The 17,867-nt window shown below is 65.1% G+C and carries 11 protein-coding genes; 5 read left to right on the forward strand and 6 right to left on the reverse strand.

Translation table 11 applies throughout. From position 1 onward, the window contains the following. Positions 1–319 precede the first annotated feature (319 nt). From HV765_RS20475 to HV765_RS20490, 4 genes are all read left to right on the forward strand, one after another. Complete coding sequence (locus tag HV765_RS20475) at positions 320–1,522, forward strand: efflux RND transporter periplasmic adaptor subunit (protein ID WP_054420605.1); 1,203 nt, start codon at positions 320–322, stop codon at positions 1,520–1,522. Between the two features lies 1 nt (position 1,523). After that, positions 1,524–3,482, forward strand: a complete 1,959-nt coding sequence (locus tag HV765_RS20480) for a MacB family efflux pump subunit (protein WP_175170781.1) — start codon at positions 1,524–1,526, stop codon at positions 3,480–3,482. 5 nt (positions 3,483–3,487) lie between these two features. Next, entirely contained in the window at positions 3,488–4,903 is a 1,416-nt protein-coding gene (locus HV765_RS20485) for an efflux transporter outer membrane subunit (RefSeq protein WP_175170782.1), read from the forward strand. 1,063 nt (positions 4,904–5,966) lie between these two features. Continuing rightward, positions 5,967–6,806: a tRNA threonylcarbamoyladenosine dehydratase gene (locus HV765_RS20490; protein ID WP_175170783.1), complete on the forward strand. Its 840-nt coding sequence runs from the start codon at positions 5,967–5,969 to the stop codon at positions 6,804–6,806. 44 nt (positions 6,807–6,850) lie between these two features. On the opposite strand, the gene HV765_RS20495 is transcribed toward HV765_RS20490, so the two are convergent. From HV765_RS20495 to HV765_RS20505, 3 genes are read right to left on the reverse strand one after another with little or no spacing between them, the layout of a single operon-like run. Then, complete coding sequence (locus HV765_RS20495; protein ID WP_054428098.1) at positions 6,851–7,162, reverse strand: non-heme iron oxygenase ferredoxin subunit; 312 nt, start codon at positions 7,160–7,162, stop codon at positions 6,851–6,853. A gap of 13 nt (positions 7,163–7,175) precedes the next feature. After that, a complete protein-coding gene (locus tag HV765_RS20500; RefSeq protein WP_054428097.1) occupies positions 7,176–7,649 on the reverse strand; it encodes an aromatic-ring-hydroxylating dioxygenase subunit beta in 474 nt (157 codons plus the stop codon). Between the two features lie 2 nt (positions 7,650–7,651). Beyond that, positions 7,652–8,890, reverse strand: a complete 1,239-nt coding sequence (locus tag HV765_RS20505) for an aromatic ring-hydroxylating dioxygenase subunit alpha (protein WP_175170784.1) — start codon at positions 8,888–8,890, stop codon at positions 7,652–7,654. A gap of 111 nt (positions 8,891–9,001) precedes the next feature. Here HV765_RS20505 and HV765_RS20510 point away from each other — a divergent pair, with 111 nt between their 5' ends. Next, positions 9,002–9,934: a LysR family transcriptional regulator gene (locus HV765_RS20510; protein WP_175170785.1), complete on the forward strand. Its 933-nt coding sequence runs from the start codon at positions 9,002–9,004 to the stop codon at positions 9,932–9,934. Here HV765_RS20510 and HV765_RS20515 read toward each other — a convergent pair. The 3 genes from HV765_RS20515 to uvrA all read right to left on the reverse strand — a co-directional run bounded on the left by HV765_RS20515 (position 9,915) and on the right by uvrA (position 17,632). Then, positions 9,915–10,547, reverse strand: a complete 633-nt coding sequence (locus tag HV765_RS20515) for an aminotransferase class IV family protein (protein ID WP_175170786.1) — start codon at positions 10,545–10,547, stop codon at positions 9,915–9,917. The two genes, HV765_RS20510 and HV765_RS20515, sit on opposite strands and share 20 nt — an antisense overlap. Positions 10,548–10,688: 141 nt before the next feature. After that, positions 10,689–11,825, reverse strand: coding sequence for an aminodeoxychorismate synthase component I (locus tag HV765_RS20520; RefSeq protein ID WP_175170787.1), 1,137 nt, complete (start codon positions 11,823–11,825; stop codon positions 10,689–10,691). Between the two features lie 5 nt (positions 11,826–11,830). Next, complete coding sequence (gene uvrA / locus HV765_RS20525; RefSeq protein ID WP_175170788.1) at positions 11,831–17,632, reverse strand: excinuclease ABC subunit UvrA; 5,802 nt, start codon at positions 17,630–17,632, stop codon at positions 11,831–11,833. Between the last annotated feature and the right edge of the window lie 235 nt (positions 17,633–17,867).

A 17,867-nucleotide genomic window follows, 5' to 3' on the forward strand; every position in this document is an offset into this window, starting at 1 on the left:
GCAAATTGTTTCAGCGCGTGGCAACAAGATAGGCGCCATCTAGCGGCCAAGTCGTGCGCTTACGGTGCAAGATGGCGGCGCGTTCGCCGCACGTTCGCGCCATGTGCGGGCGCGGGGTTGCATGCTTGCGCCGATGACGTTGTATCGTTCTCGCAACGCAACAATTGGCTGGCTGTTTTAAGGCTGGACACCGCTTTACTGTTTTTCACCGTTTCGCCACACATAGGCCATCGTTTGGCCGGCACGCCCGTTTAGGATGGGCAGCTAAGTTTCGCAATACGGGCGGGGGCTCGCGCCTCGCCGCTTCTTACCAGGTTCAATGAAAAAGTCCCGCAGCAAGTTCAAGCGTTATGCGCTGATCGCCGTCGTCGTTCTGCTAGTGGCCCTGGGCCTGCGCGCCGCCTTCTTCTCGGCGCCGCCGCCGCCCACCTTCGCGGTGGCCGAAGTATCGCGGGCCAATCTGGAAGACAGCGTGCTGGCCAGCGGCACCATCGACGCCATTGAACGCGTCAGCGTGGGCGCTCAGGCAACCGGCCAGTTGAAGTCCCTGAAAGTGGAACTGGGCGATCGCGTCAAGAAAGGCCAGCTGGTGGCCGAGATTGATGACCTGACCCAGCAGAACGAATTGCGCAACGCCGAAGCGGCCTTGCAGACCCGCCGCGCCGAACGCGCCGCCAAGGTCGCCACGTTGAAGCAGGCCGAACTCGCCTTCAAGCGTCAACGCCAGATGCTGGCCGCCGACGCCAGTTCGCGCGAAGCCTATGAAACCGCCGAAGCCACGCTGGCCGTGACCCGCGCCGAAATCGCGTCGCTGGACGCGCAGATTGCACAGGCCGAGATCCAGGTCGACACGGCTCGCGTCAACCTGGGCTACACGCGCATCGTGTCGCCCATCGACGGCATGGTGGTGGCGGTGGTGACGAAGGAAGGCCAGACGGTGAACTCGATCCAAAGCGCGCCCACCATCATCAAGGTGGCGCAAGTGGACACGATGACGATCAAGGCGCAAATCTCGGAAGCCGACGTCACCCGCGTGAAGGCCGGCCTGCCCGTGTACTTCACCATTCTGGGCGAACCTGACCAGCGCTATCACGCGACCTTGCGCGCGGTGGAACCCGCGCCGGACTCCATTCAGAAAGACGACGCGACCACGTCGCTGACCTCGTCCAGCAGCTCTTCGACGACGGCCGCCGTCTATTACAACGGCCTGTTCGACGTGCCCAACCCGGACGAAAAGCTGCGCATCTCGATGACGGCCCAGGTCTTCATCGTGCTGGGCGAAGCCAAGGATGCGGTGGTGGTACCGGCCTCGGCGCTGGGCAAACGCGGGGAAGACGGCCGCTATGCGGTGCGCGTGGTTGGCAAAGACAACAAGACCGAGGTGCGCCACGTCAAGATCGGCATGAACAACAACGTGCAGGCGCAGGTGCTGGAAGGACTTGAGGTGGGCGAGCGCGTCGTGTCGGCGGACTCCGCGCCGGCGGCGGCTGCGACGCAACCCGGCCCGCCGCCGGGAGCCTGACATGAGCGGGCCGTTGATCTCGCTCTCTGGTGTGCGCCGAGAGTTTCCCGCGGGCGACCAGACGATTGCCGTCCTGAAGGACATCAACCTGACCATCGAGGCAGGCGAAATGGTGGCCATCGTGGGCGCGTCCGGCTCGGGCAAGTCCACCTTGATGAACATTCTGGGCTGCCTGGACCGCCCGACCCGCGGCGACTACCAGGTCAGCGGCCGCAGCACGGGCGAGCTGGACCCGGACGAACTGGCCGAACTGCGCCGCGAGCATTTCGGCTTCATCTTCCAGCGCTATCACCTGTTGTCAGACCTGACCGCGCTGGGCAACGTGGAAATGCCGGCCGTCTACGCCGGCAAACGGCGCGAGGCGCGGCTGGACCGCGCCGAAGAACTGCTCAAGCGGCTGGGGCTGGGCGACCGGTCTGAACACCGGCCCGGCCAGTTGTCGGGCGGCCAGCAGCAGCGCGTGAGTATTGCGCGCGCGCTGATGAACGGCGGCGACATCATCCTGGCCGACGAACCCACCGGCGCGCTGGACACGCACACGGGCCAGGAAGTGCTGCGCATCCTGGAAGAATTGAACGCGGCCGGCCACACCATCATCATCGTCACGCACGATATGAATGTGGCGCGGCATGCGCAACGCATCATCGAGATCAGCGACGGCGAAATCGTTGCCGACAAGCGCAACCCCGACGCGCCGCACCGCGAAGTGGTCCGCGATGACGCGCCGCCCCTGCCCAAGCGGCCGGCCTGGCAGTCGTACCTGGACCGTTGTGGCGAAGCCTTGCGCATGGCGCTGCTGGCGATGAACGCGCACCGGCTGCGCACGTCGCTGACCATGCTGGGCATCATCATCGGCATCGCCGCGGTGGTGTCGGTGGTGGCGCTGGGCGAAGGCTCGCGGCGCAAGATCCTGGAAGACATCAGCGCCATCGGCACCAACACGGTCGAGGTCTTTCCCGGAAAGGACTTCGGCGACGAGAAAGCCGTCAACATCCGCACGCTGGTCGCCGCCGACGCCGACGCGCTGGCCCGCGAACCCTATGTAGACAGCGTCACCCCCGAAGTGGCCACCAGCAACACGCTGCGCTATCGCAACGTGTCGGTGAACGGGTCGATCCAGGGCGTGGGCGAACAGTACTTCCGCGTGCGCGCCATCCAGCTTGAAAAAGGCAAGTTCTTCGATGAGACGAGTGTGGTGCGCCGGGCGCAGGAAGTCGTCATCGATGACGGCACACGGCGCGCGCTGTTTGGTTCACACACCGAGCCGATCGGGCAGGTGGTGTTCCTGGGGTCGATGCCCGCGCGCGTGATTGGCGTCACGGCGAAGAAGGAATCTGTCTTTGGCAACAACGAATCGCTGAACGTTTGGATTCCCTACACGACGGCGCTGTCGCGCGTGCTGGGCCAGCAGCATCTGAAGAGCATCACGGTGCGTGTCAACGACGCGACGCCGCCCGCCGCCGCCGAGAAGGCCATCGAACGCGTGCTGATGCGGCGCCACGTCGTGAAGGACTTCTTCGTCTTCAACACGGACGCCATCCGCAAGACCATCGAACGCACCACCGCCACGATGACCTTGCTGGTGTCGCTGATTGCGCTGATCTCGCTGATGGTGGGCGGCATTGGCGTGATGAACATCATGCTGGTGTCCGTGACCGAACGCACTCGCGAGATCGGGGTGCGGATGGCGGTGGGCGCGCGGCGCAGCGACATCATGCAGCAGTTCCTGATCGAAGCGGTGCTGGTCTGCCTGATAGGCGGGGCGCTGGGCATCATTCTGTCGCTGGCGTTGGGCGTGCTGGTGTCCAAGGCCACGGGCGGCTCGTTCCAGATGATTTACTCCACGGCATCGATGGTGGCGGCATTCACGTGCTCGACTTTGATCGGTGTGCTTTTTGGTTATTTGCCAGCGCGCAACGCGGCGCGCCTGGACCCCGTCGAGGCCTTGGCCCGGGAATGAGGACGATGAAAGCGGTTTCCCTGATCTGCAAACCCGTTGCCCTGGCGCTGCTGCTGGCGCTGGGCGGTTGCGGCAGCCTGCTGCGCAGCGACTACGAACCCCCGCTGACGCAGGCGCCCGCGGCGTGGACGTATGGTTCAGCGGCCAACACCAATGCGCCGTTGGCGGAAGGCGGCGCCTGGTGGCGTAACTTCAATGACCCTGTGCTGGATGGCCTGATCGACGCGGTGCTGGCGCGCAACAACGACCTGGCCGCTGCCGCCATCCGTGTCCGTCGCGCGCAGTATCAGGCGGGGCTGACCGAAGACAAGCTGATTCCGCAACTGGGCGGCGACGCCAACGTCACGCGCGTTCGCAATCTGTATGGCGACCGCAGCATCACGCGCACCAACCAAGCCGAGCTGACGGTCAGTTACGAGGTCGATCTGTGGGGCAAGCTGTCCCGCCAGCGCGACGCGGCGCAATGGGAAGCGCTGGCCACCGAAGAAGACCGCCAGTCGGCGGCGTTGTCCCTGGTGGGCACCACCGCGACCTTGTATTGGCAGACGGCCTTCATCAACCAGCGCATCGCCAGCAGCGAAGAGAGCATCGCGTATGCACGCCGCACGCAGGACCTGGTGCGCGCGCAATACGCGGCGGGTGGCGCATCGGCGCTGGAGCTTGCCGAAGCCGAGCAAACCGTCGCCAGCCAACAAGCCGCGCATACGCTGCTGGTGCAGCAGCGCGTGGAATACACGAACGCGCTGACGATTCTGTTCGATGGCCCGCCAGACCGCAGCATGGCCGACCCGGCCCGCCTGCCGCAGTACCCGCTGCCCGAAGCGCGCGCGGGCGTTCCGGCTGATCTGCTGGGCCGCCGCCCCGACTTGCGAGCCGCCGAGTTGCGCTTGCGCGAAGCGTTGGCCACGGTTGACGCGACGCGCGCCAGTTTCTACCCACCCGTGACGCTGACCGGCGCGGTAGGCAGCGCGAGTCCGACGCTGTCGAACGTGCTGCAAAACCCGATCGCAACGCTGGGCGTAGGCCTGACACTGCCGTTCCTGCAATGGAACCAGATGCAGCTGAACATCAAGATCTCGAAGGCAGACTACGAAGAACGCGTCGTCAGCTTCCGGCAGTCGTTGTACCAGGCGATGGCGGACGTGGAGAACGCGCTGTCGAACCGGACGCAGCTGTCGTTGCAGGCGGAGCAACTGGCAGTGTCGTTACGGGCGGCGCGGGAAGCGGAACGCTTGTACGAGGTCCGGTATCGGGCGGGCGCGGTGTCGTTGAAGGACTGGCTGGACGCGCAGGAGAAGCGGCGGACGGCGGAGATTGCGAGGGATGAAAATGGCTTGAATCGGTTGGTGAATCAGGTGACGGTTTACCGAGCGTTAGGGGGGGATGATTTGGTGGCTCGTGGTGGTGGTGTGGGTTCTTAAGACGCCCGTGACATCGGGGGCCTGGGGTGCGCGGGGCAACGATTGCGGTCCGGAGCCTTCGCTCCGGACTGCCCCGTTGTCATCTTCGTCCAGGCCTTCGGCCTTCCCTTCAGATTCCCTCGGGCTTATCGACGCCCCGCGCACCCCAGGCCCCCGACGCCACGGGCTCCGTCAGTTGCAATCTCACGGTAACTGGGGCGGTCGGGGTTCTTGAGGTTCTCGCCACCGGAATTTGAGTGGTGGAAGATCTTGCGGGGCCCGCTCCATGCCGGCCGCGCGGGCGGCCTTTTGGAGCTTACGCGTCGTGGTGCGTCGTCGCGGTGTTCGCTTCGCGTGTGGCTGAATTGCCGCGCTTCACCTGTTCGGCGAGGTATGGCCATCGGTTAGAGGGCATTCCTGCGAGGCTCGGCCATCGGATGAGTGGCGCTCCCCAGCAGGCACGGCCATCGGATGAATGGCGCTCCCCAGCAGGCACGGCCATCGAATGAATGGCGCTCCCTAGCAGGCACGGCCATCAGTTGAACTCCGGTGCGGTGGCGCGCGACGGGTCGGCACGCGCAAGGCAGTGGCGGACGCGCGCCACCCCTCTACCTCCCCCCAAATGTGCGGGGACCATAAAAAAACCATTCTCCACATTCGCGAAAGCGACCACCGCCCAAACGACCACCACCGCGTATGCCGAGTAAGGCCGCCCGCGCGGCCGGCACTCGGCGGGCCCCACAGCACTCGTGGCTAAGGCACACCCTAGCAGCGCGACATGCCAAGACTGCGGCAGCCCGTCGGCGCGGTGGCCCTGACTGCGCGCAACCTCGATGCGCCCGAGGGAATCTGAAGGGAAGGCCGAAGGCCTGGACGAAGATGACGAAGGGGACGTCCGGAGCGAAGGCTCCGGACCGCAATCGTGGGCGCGCGCAGTCAGGGCCACCGCGACGATGGGCGACCTACGAAGCACTAACCACCAGCGCCTACGACGCCCTAACGCCAAGAAGCACCAACGCCAGTACCCACCAAGCACAACCCTCTGTCCCTCCCCGAACAAAAAACCTGCCCTAAAATACCCGCCATGACCTCCCCCGATCACGCTCTCCCTCCCGCTGACCTTGAACGCCGTTTCGGCGGTCTCTCCCGGTTGTACGGCCCCCAAGCTCCTGCACGCCTGCAAACTGCGCACGTTGCGGTGGCTGGCCTTGGCGGAGTCGGGTCATGGACAGTCGAAGCGTTGGCGCGTTGCGGGGTCGGGGCGTTGACGCTGATCGACCTGGACCATATCGCTGAATCCAACGTCAATCGGCAGATCCACGCGCTGTCTTCCACGCTGGGCCAATCCAAGGTCGATGCCATGGCGGAACGCGTGTTGGCGATCAACCCGGAATGCCGGTTGACCCGCGTGGATGATTTCGTGTCGCCGGAAAACGTGGCCGACGTTCTGCCTGGCCCCTATACCGTCATCATCGACTGCACCGACCAGGCCGCGGCCAAGATCGCCATGATCTTGCATGCGCGTGCGTTGGGAATTCCCATGTTGTTGTGCGGGGGCGCGGGGGGCAAGACCGATCCGTTGGCCTTGCGGGCCGGTGATTTGTCGGTGGCGGTCAACGATGCCTTGCTCGCCAAGCTGCGCAACAAACTGCGCAAGGAACATGGCTTTCCGCGGGGGTCTGATCAGAACGGAAAAGCGCTCAAGCGTGTGCCGAAGATGGGCATTCATGCGCTGTGGTTTGACCAGCCCGCCATCCTGCCTGACGCCTGGACGCGTCCCACGGAAGGCGAAGATGACCTGGGCGCGTCGGGGCAGAACATTGCGCCGCAGGGCTTGTCTTGCGCGGGATATGGGTCGGTGGTGACCGTGACGGCCGCCATGGGCATGGCGGCGGCGAACGAGGCGTTGCGGCTGGCGATCTGAGCACCAGCTGGGGCAACGCAGCCCCTCTCGGCGGCCGCGCGCGTTTACAGCGCCACGAACACTATTCCGTCCTCGATCCTGACGGGATACGTCATCACGTTTTCACGCAGCGGCGAGCACAGCGCTCGGCCGTCGCGCACGTCGAAGCGGCCCTGATGCAGGGGGCATTCGATTTCGTGGCCCGTCAGGAAGCCGTCGCATAGCCTGGCGTTGCCGTGCGTACAGAGGTTGTCGGTGGCGTAGACCTCGCCTTCCACGCCGTACAGCGCGATTTCGCGGTCACCTGCCTGCACGGCGATAACGTCGTCTTCCGGCACGTCGGCGCGGGCGATGGCCTTGATCCATTGCGTACTCATGCGGCTTTCCTCTTCAGATGGGGTAGATGAGCGAATTCGGGATCAGTTCGCTGTCGAAAATGCACAGCCGCGATTCGAACTTCAGGCCGTCCGGCGTGCGGCGCACGACGTCCAGATAGCGGCCCACGTTGAACACGGTGGTCAGCTGGTTGGGCTTGGTGCGGAACACAGCGTAGTTCGCTTCGGATTCGATGCGGTCGTCGTCGACCGCCAGCACGCGCGGCGCGCCGACCACGTGGCGCTGGTAGTACGGGTCGTGAAAGATTGTGTCGGTGGCGCCGTAGATGCGGTCTTTCAGCATGCCGCGGCTTTCGAACGCCATCGTCGCCAGCGCATAGCCGCGTTCGTGGTTTTCGCGGGGCAGCACTTTGTAGACGCAGTCTTCCAGAAAGAAGTCAGGCCATTTCTCCCATTCTTCGGCGTCCAGCGCGGCGGCGTAGTCGGCGTACAGGCGGGTCAGCTGGTAGTAGAGCGGAAAGTCCAGCATCGTCATGCCTCCATCACGCGGCGCCAATACGCGTACATGCCGCGGATCAGCGTTTCGGTCACCATGTGGTCGGTGTTCTCGGCGGTCTTGCCGCCCAGTTCCGCCACGCTGCGGTGCCACGGCTTCTGTTGAAAACCCGATTGCGAAAATTCGATGACTTCGCCGTCGTCCGCCGACACAAAGCCGGCGGGGCCAAACAGGTTCGCCTGGCGCAGCCGCCGCCGCGTCATCTCAGGCGTGTCATCTGCGAAGCCGAAGTGCGTCCAGACGAAATCGAAGGCGTCGTGCCCCACGGGCTGGATGTGGCGGGTGGACAGCGAATTCACCTGCTGCTGAATGATGACGCTGGGAAACAGCGTCATCAGCACGGCGGTGGGGCCGTTCCACCAGGGCTCCTGCACGATGTCCAGGAAGCGGTCATCGTTTAACGACATCTGTTCCTTGAAGCTGGACACCCCGCTGGTGACGCTGCCCTTGCCGCCCTGGCCGCGCGTGGAAATCATGGCGGCGTGGCGGAAGTGGCGGTCCATTTTCAGTTCAGACCGGTTGTCCGCGCGCCACAGGCCGAAGGTGACGAACCAGGTATGCAGCAGGCCGGGGTGATAGGGGTCTTTAATGTTTTCCTGCATCAGCTTCCAGTTGCCCGGAATGCGCTGGCGGCTGTAGCCGTGAATCACCAATTCGCGGCCGTCGAAGACGCGGTCGAAGTAGTGCAGGATGTCGGGGCCCAGATAGTCTTCCAGCGGTTCGGCGTCGTGGTCGAACGACGCGAACACCACCCCGTTTCTACAGGCCACCGCCAGTTTGGTCAGGCCGTGGTCTTCCGTGTTGAAGTCGGCGGGCATGCCGCCGTTGACCTTGCCGTCTTGTTTGACGCCGCGCCGGAACGGCACGCCGATCAGGTTGCCTTGCAGGTCGTAATTCCATTGGTGATAGGGGCAGACGAATTCGCTGCGGTTGCCGGAGCGTTCCCGGCAGAACTGCACGCCGCGATGCGCGCACACGTTTTCCACCACACGGACCTGGCCCTCGTTGTCGCGCAGCAGGATGACCGAGCGTTCGCCGACCGCCGTGCGTTTGAAGTCGCCCGGCTTGGGGATTTCGGCCTCCAGGCCGACATAGCACCAGTGCGCCTGGTAGAAAAAGCGTTCCAGCTCGCGCTGGTGCAGGGCGGCGTCGGTGTAGACGCCAAAGGGGATGCGGTGTGAACCGTCACCCTGCCAGGGCGGGTCGATCTGCATGGTTTGTCTCCTATTTTTTATCGCTTCATCATCGAGCAGGCGATGAAATAAATAAATAGAATCTGATCAATAGAAGACATCACCAAAATCAATATTGGTGGAGACAAACGCATGAACCTGAAAGACGTGGACCTGAACCTGCTGGTCGTCTTCAACGAACTGCATAAGCATGGCCGGGTGTCGGCCGCCGCCCAGAGCCTGGGCATCTCGCAACCTGGCGTCAGCAACGCGCTGAGCCGGCTGCGCAAGCTGCTGGGGGATGAGCTGTTCTTGCGCACGTCGCGCGGGATGGTGCCCACGCCATATGCCGAGGCGCTGGCCCGGCCCATCGCGGATGCGCTGGGTGCGTTGCATGGCACGCTGAACGCGCATGCCGTGTTCGACCCCGCGCGCAGCGAACGGGCGTTCGTGATTGGCGTGAACGATGTGGGCGAAACCTACTTCTTGCCGCGCCTGATGCGGGCGCTGGACGCCGCCGCGCCGGGGGTCACGATACGCACCGTGCGCACCACGTCAATCGACGTCCGCGACGAAATGGAGCGTGGCCGCATCGACCTGGCCATGGGTTTTCTGCCTGGCCTGCAAAGCGGCTTCTTTCAGCGCAAGCTGTTCAGCCAGCCCTATGTATGCATCTTCCGGCACGACCATCCGCTGGCGCGTTCAGGCGTGTCGGCCAAGCAGTTTCGGGCGGCGGAGCATGTGGCGATCGTCTCCGAAGGCACGGGGCATGGCGTGGTGGATGAGGTGATTGCACGGGCTGGCATTCGCCGGCGCCTGAGGTTGACGGTGCCGCATTTCATCGCGGTGGGGCCGGTCTTGCAGGCCACCGACATGATTGCCGTGGTGCCGCAGCGCTTTGCCGACTGCGCCTGTACGCCGTTCGGGCTGGCGACGGCGCTCTGTCCGGTAAAGATTCCGGAGTCGGTCATCAATGTGTTCTGGCATGCGCGCAACCACCGCGAGCCTGCCAATCAATGGCTGCGGCAGGTAGTGGTGGAGCAGTTTGCGGATCAGGACGGGCGGGTCAGGCTTCCCGCAGCGTGACGCTGAACCAGCCGCGCAGTGCGTTGGACAGGCGGATTTCGTCGGCGGCGTGCAAGTCGGCCAGGGTCAGCACGCGTTCGCGCACGTTGCCGGTGTCCAGCAGTTCACCGCGTTGCACGCCCGGCAGGCAGCCGCTGTCGACAGGCGGCGTGTACCAGTGGCCGTCCATGCGCAGGTAAACGTTGCTGCGGCTGCCTTCGCACAGTTCGCCGCGTTCATTCAGATAGAGCAGGTCGAAGATGTGCGGATGCGCGGGCAGCCATTCGATGGTCTTCGTGTACCAGGGGCGATGCGTGGTCTTGTAGCGCAGCAGCGGTTCCGAAGACCGCAGCGCCTCGGGCGCCAGCATCACTTCCTGCACGGCGGGCAGTGGCGGCAGCATGGCCGTCTGGATGTGGCGGCTGCCGTCGCGGGCGACCAGCAGGCGCAGACGGTGCGGGCCGGGCGTGACCAGGCCCGTGGCGGCGATCATGATGTCGCCTTCCACCGCGCGGCCGCCCCAGACGTAGCCCAGCGCCTTGCATGACGCTTCCAGCCGCGCGAGGTGGCGGGCCAGCAGCGGCACGCGTTGTTCGGCATCGACCAGGATGGTCTCGATCAGTTCGGGTTGCATGGGACTCTCCTGGGCAATGGGCGGGGTGGGGCGCGCTCTATGCTACTACCGGCGGTGGTGACGTGGCAGGAGTTTGATGGGTTGCGCGTTGGGCATTACCTATCTGCGTGGATGATTGGCCGCGCGGATCGGCAACACCCTTCAACTCCGCAGGATGCGGGCCTTCCAGTGGCATTCCTGCCATTCTTCCGCCGGGTCGGAATCGTGGACGATGCCGCCGCCCACGCTGTAGACGCCGTGGCCATTCTGGTCCAGCACCAGCGTGCGGATGGCGACGTTCAATGAAAAATCGCCATTCGGCGCCAGCCAGCCCACGCTGCCGCAGTACAGGCCGCGCGGGGCGGTTTCCATCTGGCGGATGCGGCGCATGGCGGCGACTTTGGGGGCGCCGGTGATCGACCCGCAGGGGAACAGGGCGGTCAGCACGTCTGCCAGCGTGGCGTCGGGGGCCAGCGCCGATACGGTGGACGTCATGGTCCAGACCGTGGGGTAGCGTTCCAGCGAAAACAGGGCGTCGACCTTGACCGAACCCGGCTCGGCCAGCCGGCCCAGGTCGTTGCGCAGCAGGTCCACGATCATCAGGTTTTCGGCGCGGTTCTTTTCGCTGGCCAGCAATTCCTGGCCCAGCCGTGCGTCTTCAATCGGGTCGGGGTGGCGCGGTGCGGTGCCTTTCATGGGGCGGGTCGTCAGGCGGGGGCCATCGCGCCGGACGAAGAGTTCGGGCGAAAACGACAGCACCGTGCGTGCGCCGTCTTGGATGAATGCGCCGTGGGCAACCGGGTTGCGGCTGGCGATGCGCCGGTAGAGCGTGGCGGCGTCGCCTTGGTATTGCACGTCCAGCGGTTGCGTGAAATTGACCTGGTAGAGCTCGCCGTCGCCGATCAGCCCGCGGATGGCGTCGATCTGGCGCACATAAGCGGCTTCGGTCATGCGCGGGGCGGGCAGGCTGATGGCGGACGGCGCGCTGGCAGCGTCCGGCGCATCCCACGGGGTGTCGTCCACCTTGCGTTCGAAAACCAGCGCGGTCAGCCGGGCGCGGCCGTCGTCTTGCGGCGGCGACCACGGGCCGGCCGGCGCGGGCAGGGTGGCTTCGGGCAACAGCCATTCGCCCAGTTCATAGTCCAGCAACAGGGCGACCCAGCGCCCCTGTTGCCGCGCGGCCTCAATGGCCGCCAGCGCGGGGGCGACTTCGCCGGCGGTGCGCGCTTCGATGCGGGAGCAAAAGCCCTCGAACTTCAGCGCGCGGCCGGCCAGCCGGTCTTCAAAACGACATTCCATGCTTGCTACTGCGGTTGATGTGCCAGGAATTCCGTCAGGACGCGCCCCGTGTGGGAGTGGTCGGCCAGGGTCATCACATGTTCCGGCGAGCCTTCGGCAACCAGCTTGCCGCCGCCTGTGCCGCCTTCGGGGCCCAGGTCCAGCAGCCAGTCGGCTTCGGCGATGACGTCCAGATTATGCTCGATCACCACCACCGTGTTGCCGGCTTCCACCAGACGATGCAGCACATGGATCAATTTTTCGACGTCGGCCATCGACAAGCCCACCGTCGGTTCGTCCAGCACGTACAGCGTGTGCGGAATGCGCGAGGCGCGGCCGGTCTTGATCAGGCCATCGGTCAGGCGCGCCTTGGACAGCTCGGTGACCAGCTTGATGCGCTGCGCCTCGCCGCCCGACAGCGTGGGCGACGGCTGGCCCAGCGTCAGGTACCCCAGGCCCACGTCTTGCATCAGTTGCAGCGGACGATGGATTTTCGGGTGCGCCGCGAAGTAGCCGATGGCGTCGTCCACTTCCATGGACAGGAGCTCGCCGGCGTTCTTGCCGCGCATCTGCACGCTGAGCGTGTCGCTGTTGAAGCGTGCGCCATTGCACGCGTCGCACGGCACTTTCACGTCGGGCAGGAAGTTCATTTCGATGGTGCGCATGCCCTGGCCTTCGCAGATGGGGCAGCGGCCGTCGCCGGTGTTGAACGAGAAGCGCGCCGCCGTCCAGCCGCGCATGCGGGCTTCGCGGGTGTCGGCGAACTGCTTGCGCACGTCGTCCCAGAAGCCCACGTAGGTGGCCGGGCACGAACGCGGCGTCTTGCCGATGGGGGTCTGGTCCACTTCCAGCACGCGGTCGATGGCTTCCCAACCCTTAATGCTTTCGCAGCCGGCCCAGCCTGGCGACTTGCCTTGCGAGACGGCTTGCGTCAGGTTGTCCAGCAGTACTTCACGGGCCAACGTGGACTTGCCGGAACCGGACACGCCAGTCACCACACTGAGGCGGCCCACCGGAATCTTGGCGTCCACGCTGCGCAGGTTGTGCAGGCGCGCGCCGCGAATTTCGATCATGGGCGTGTCGGCTTCAACCGGACGGCGGCCTTGCAGCGGATGCGCAAGCGGCGTCTTCAGGTAGCGGCCGGTGATGGACTCCGGCGCGTTCATCACGTCTTCCACGGTGCCTTGCGCCACGACACGGCCGCCGCGGATGCCCGCGCCCGGTCCGATGTCGATGACGTGCGACGCGCGGCGGATGGTGTCGTCGTCATGTTCCACCACCACCAGCGTGTTGCCGTTGCCTTCCAGCCGCGCCAGCGCGTCCAGCAGGATGCGGTTGTCGCGCGGGTGCAGGCCGATGGTGGGCTCGTCCAGCACGTAGCAAACGCCCTGCAGGTTGGAACCCAGCTGCGCGGCCAGGCGGATGCGCTGCGCTTCGCCGCCCGACAACGTCGGCGCGGCGCGGTCCAGCGCCAGATAGTTCAGGCCCACTTCCTGCATGAAGTTCAGGCGGCCGCGGATTTCCGTCAGGATGTCGCGGGCGATTTCGCCTTCGCGGCCGCGCGCAACCAGTCCGGTGAAGAAGGTGTGCGCGTCAGACACGGGCAACGACGCCAGTTCGGCGATGGATTTATCGCGCCAGCGCACGGCGCGCGCGACGCGGTTCAGGCGCTGCCCGTCGCATTGCGTGCACGCCTTGGCCTCGCCTTCGTACCACGCGTTCCAGGCGGTTTCTTCGCCAGTCTGTTCTTCGTCAAAGCCCTGCAATTGCAGGCCCGTGCCGTAGCAGCCCGTGCACCAGCCGTGCTTGGAGTTGTACGAGAACAAGCGCGGGTCGGGTTCCGGGAAGCTGGTGCCGCAAGACGGGCACGCGCGCTTGACCGAGAAATGCTGTTGCTGCAATTCGCTGTTCAGCGCTTCATGCAGCTTGTTCACCGGCCACACCACCGACATCACGCCCTGGCCATTTTCCAGCGCGCTCTTGACGGCCGCGCGCAGGTCGGCTTCGTTGGCCGGGTCCACCACCACGTCCGCCACGGGCAGTTCGATAGTGTGTTCCTTGTAGCGATCCAGGCGCGGCCACGGGGCCACGGGGATGAACTCGCCGTCCACGCGCAGGTGCGAATGGCCCTTGGAACCGGCCCACTTGGCCAGGTCCGTGTAATAGCCCTTGCGCGCGGTGACCAGCGGGGCCAACAGGCCGATATGCTCACCCTTGTGGTCGCGCAGCAGGCGGGCCACGATCTGGTCCGTGTTCTGCGGTTCGACGGCCACGTTGCAATCCGGGCAGTACTGCGTGCCCAGCTTCACATAGAGCAGGCGCAGGAAATGGTGGATTTCCGTCATGGTGGCCACGGTGGACTTGCGGCCCCCGCGGCTGGTGCGCTGTTCGATGGCGACGGTGGGCGGGATGCCGAAGATGGCGTCCACATCCGGCTTGCCGGCCGGCTGCACGATGGCGCGGGCGTAGGCGTTCAACGATTCCAGATAACGGCGCTGGCCTTCGTTGAACAGAATGTCGAAAGCCAGCGTCGACTTGCCCGAGCCGGACACGCCGGTGATCACGGTGAATTTGTCGTGCGGGATTTCGACGCTGATGTTCTTCAGGTTGTGTTCGCGCGCGTTGCGGATTTCGATCGCCATGTTGCCTTGGCGGCGCGCACGCATCACGGATTGCAGCGGCGTGCCGTCGCCCGCCCCAATGGCGGCGTCGTTGTAGGTTGCGACGGGTTCGGCAATGCGGGCGGTCAGGCCGGCTTGCTCGGCTTCCTGCGCATCGGCGTCGCTGGTCACCACCACGTCGGCCGGCAGGATGCTGACCTCGTAGTCGCGCAGCGCGGCGCCGGTGTGGGACTTGGGGTTGTCCATCAGGTCTTGCGGCGTGCCTACGCCCAGCACCAGGCCGCCGGCGTCGCCGCCTTCGGGGCCCAGGTCGATCAGCCAGTCGGCTGCGCGGATCACGTCCAGGTTGTGTTCAATGACCAGCAGCGTGTGGCCCGCAGCTAGCAGCTTGCGGAAGGCGCGCATCAGCCGCGCGACGTCGTCAAAGTGCAGGCCGGTGGTGGGCTCGTCGAACAGGAACAGGCTGCCCTTCTTGGCGACCTTGGCCGTGGAAATGCCGCTGCGGGCGGCTTCGGCCAAGTGGCCGGCCAGCTTCAGGCGCTGCGCCTCGCCCCCCGACAACGTGGGCACGGGCTGGCCCAGCCGCACGTATTCCAGGCCCACGTCGGCCAGCGGCGCCAGGCCGGTCTGGACGTCGCGCAGGCCCTTGAAGAAGTCCAGCGCTTCGCTGACCGTCATGGCCAGCACTTCGTCGATGGACGCGCTCTTGCCCAGGTGTTCGACGCGCACTTCCAGCACTTCGGGGCGGAAACGCTTGCCGTCGCAATCCGGGCAGCGCAGGTAGACGTCGGACAGGAACTGCATTTCGACGTGTTCAAACCCGGTGCCGCCGCAAGTCGGGCAGCGGCCGTCGCCACCGTTGAAGCTGAACGTGCCGGCCGTGTAGGCGCGTTCGCGGGCAAGCGGCGCCTGGGCGAACAGCTTGCGGATGGCGTCAAAGGCGCCCACGTAGCTGGCGGGGTTGGAGCGCGCCGTCTTGCCGATCGGGGTCTGGTCCACCATGACCACGTCGGCAATCTGCTCGGCGCCCAGCAGGCGGTCAAACGCGCCGGGCGATTCCGACGGCTTGCCCTTTTGCTTGAGCAGGGCGGGGTACAGCACGTCTTGAACCAGGGTGGACTTGCCCGAGCCAGACACGCCGGTCACGCAGACGAGACGGCCCAGCGGCAGCTCAACCGATACGTTCTTCAGGTTGTGTGCATTGACGCCTTCCAGCAGCAGGCGCGGCGTGTTCGCCGCCACCGGCATGGGGCGCGGCGCTTCCACGCGCTGGCGGCCGCCCAGGTAATTGCCGGTCAGCGTGTCGGCCGCGCGCAGTTGCTTGGGCGTACCGTCAAAGACGATGTAGCCGCCGCGTTCGCCCGGGCCGGGGCCGATGTCGATAATGCGGTCGGCAGCCACCATCACTTGCGGATCATGTTCCACCACCACCAGCGTGTTGCCGGCGTTGCGCAGCCGGTGCATGACTTCCACCACGCGGTGCATGTCGCGCGGGTGCAGGCCGATGGACGGCTCGTCCAGCACGAACAGCGTGTTCACCAGTGATGTGCCCAGCGCGGTGGTCAGGTTGATGCGCTGCACTTCACCGCCCGACAGCGTGCGGCTCTGGCGGTCAAGCGTCAGGTAGCCCAGGCCCACGTCGCACAGGAATTTCAGACGCGCGCGGACTTCCGTCATCAGCAGATCGGTGGCCGCGTCCAGTGCACCCGAGAACGACAGCTCATCGAAGAAGCGTCGCACGCGTTCGATGGGCAGCAGCATCACGTCATGGATCGACAAGCCGCCGATATTGTTCAGCTGATCGCGCGTCCAGTTGGCGCCGACCGGCATGAAGCGCTGGTAGCGGCCGTCTTCCGGCGGCAGCACGGTGTCGGCTTCTTCTTTCGTGCCCAGGCGCCACAGCAGCGCATCGGGTTTCAGGCGCGCGCCGTTGCAGGTGGGGCAGGGCGTGTAGCTGCGGTATTTCGACAGCAGCACGCGCACGTGCATCTTGTAGGCCTTGGTTTCCAGCCAGTCGAAAAAGCGCTGCACGCCATACCACTGGTGCTTCCAGGCGTCGTTGCCGCCCTTCCAGTCGGGCGTGCCATACAGCACCCAGCGTTTGTGTTCTTCAGACAGGCTTTTCCATGGCACACCCAGCGGCACGCCCGCGCGCGGTGCGTACTTCTGCAGCTCGTCCTGGCATTCTTTATAAGACGGCGTGGTCCACGGCTTGATCGCGCCTTCCAGCAGGGTTTTGTTTTCGTCGGGGATGACCAGGCCGAAGTCGATGCCGATCACGCGGCCGAAACCGCGGCAGGCCTCGCAGGCGCCCAGCGGCGAATTGAACGAGAAGCTGCTGGGCAGCGGGTCGGTGTATTCGATGTTGCAGTCGGCGCAGTGCAGGCGGTCGCTGTACTTCCAGATGTCTGCGTTTTCGCCTTCGGCGTTCACGGCGTACACGGCCAGATGCCCGGCGCCCATGCGCAGCGCGGTGTCCAGCGCTTCCATGACGCGTTCGCGCTCGGTGCCGGCAAAGCGGAAGCGGTCTTGAATGACGTGCAGAATGCGGCGTTCTTCGCCCGCGTCCTTGGCGGCCTTGCCCTTCTTGGCGCCCTTGGCGGCTTTGGCGGCTTTTGCGCTTTTGGCAACGGTCGCGCGCGGCACGGCCGTTTCCTCGGCGTGCACGCGTGTATAACCCTGCTGCTCAAGAAAGCCGCGCACTTCGTCTTCGGTGAAGTTGGCGGGCACGGCGATGGGAAAGGTCACGACCAGGCGCGGGTCGCCTGCCACGGCGGCGCGTTCGGCCAGCGAGTGGTAGATGGAATCAGGCGTGTCACGGCGCACCACCTTGCCGCAGCCACGGCAGTACAGCCGGGCGCCCCGCGCGAACAGCAGCTTCAGGTGGTCGTTCAGTTCGGTCATCGTGCCAACCGTGCTGCGCGAGCTGCGCACGGGGTTGGTCTGGTCGATGGCGATGGCCGGCAAAATGCCTTCGATGCGGTCCACCTGCGGCTTGTCCATGCGGTCCAGGAACTGGCGCGCATAGGGCGAGAAGGTTTCCACGTAGCGCCGCTGGCCTTCGGCATACAGCGTGTCAAACGCCAGTGAACTTTTGCCGGACCCCGACACGCCGGTCACAACGACCAATTCGCCGGTGGCGAGAGTCAGGTCCAGGTTTTTGAGATTGTTCTGGCGTGCGCCAACGATGCGGATTTGGGAGCTCATGGACGGTATCGTAGCCTGAGGTAGGCGCCTGCCCGAGCGATAACCCTTCGCTGGTTCCAAGCGCGGCGATATGGAATAATTGCCTATATTGTGAGGCGCTTGTCCATAATATGGACAAATATAGGCCGTGCAGCTGTACAAATAAACAGTATCGCAGATTCGTCTGACATTCGTGCTGATTGCCTTACGAAATCGCTGCGGGCATTGTTGATGGCAGATTGTCATCATTTGGGGA

The sequence above is a fragment of the Achromobacter kerstersii genome, assembly GCF_902859595.1.
Taxonomy (GTDB): Bacteria; Pseudomonadota; Gammaproteobacteria; order Burkholderiales; family Burkholderiaceae_B; genus Achromobacter; species Achromobacter kerstersii.

Bases quoted from the DNA above. Each gene is read 5' to 3' on its own strand.
- HV765_RS20510 (WP_175170785.1), top strand. From the start codon at position 9,002: ATGAACCTGAAAGACGTGGACCTGAACCTGCTGGTCGTCTTCAACGAA.
- HV765_RS20485 (WP_175170782.1), top strand. From the start codon at position 3,488: ATGAAAGCGGTTTCCCTGATCTGCAAACCCGTTGCCCTGGCGCTGCTG.
- HV765_RS20505 (WP_175170784.1), bottom strand. From the start codon at position 8,890: ATGCAGATCGACCCGCCCTGGCAGGGTGACGGTTCACACCGCATCCCC.
- HV765_RS20495 (WP_054428098.1), bottom strand. From the start codon at position 7,162: ATGAGTACGCAATGGATCAAGGCCATCGCCCGCGCCGACGTGCCGGAA.
- HV765_RS20475 (WP_054420605.1), top strand. From the start codon at position 320: ATGAAAAAGTCCCGCAGCAAGTTCAAGCGTTATGCGCTGATCGCCGTC.
- HV765_RS20490 (WP_175170783.1), top strand. From the start codon at position 5,967: ATGACCTCCCCCGATCACGCTCTCCCTCCCGCTGACCTTGAACGCCGT.
- HV765_RS20500 (WP_054428097.1), bottom strand. From the start codon at position 7,649: ATGCTGGACTTTCCGCTCTACTACCAGCTGACCCGCCTGTACGCCGAC.
- uvrA (WP_175170788.1), bottom strand. From the start codon at position 17,632: ATGAGCTCCCAAATCCGCATCGTTGGCGCACGCCAGAACAATCTCAAA.
- HV765_RS20480 (WP_175170781.1), top strand. From the start codon at position 1,524: ATGAGCGGGCCGTTGATCTCGCTCTCTGGTGTGCGCCGAGAGTTTCCC.
- HV765_RS20520 (WP_175170787.1), bottom strand. From the start codon at position 11,825: ATGGAATGTCGTTTTGAAGACCGGCTGGCCGGCCGCGCGCTGAAGTTC.
- HV765_RS20515 (WP_175170786.1), bottom strand. From the start codon at position 10,547: ATGCAACCCGAACTGATCGAGACCATCCTGGTCGATGCCGAACAACGC.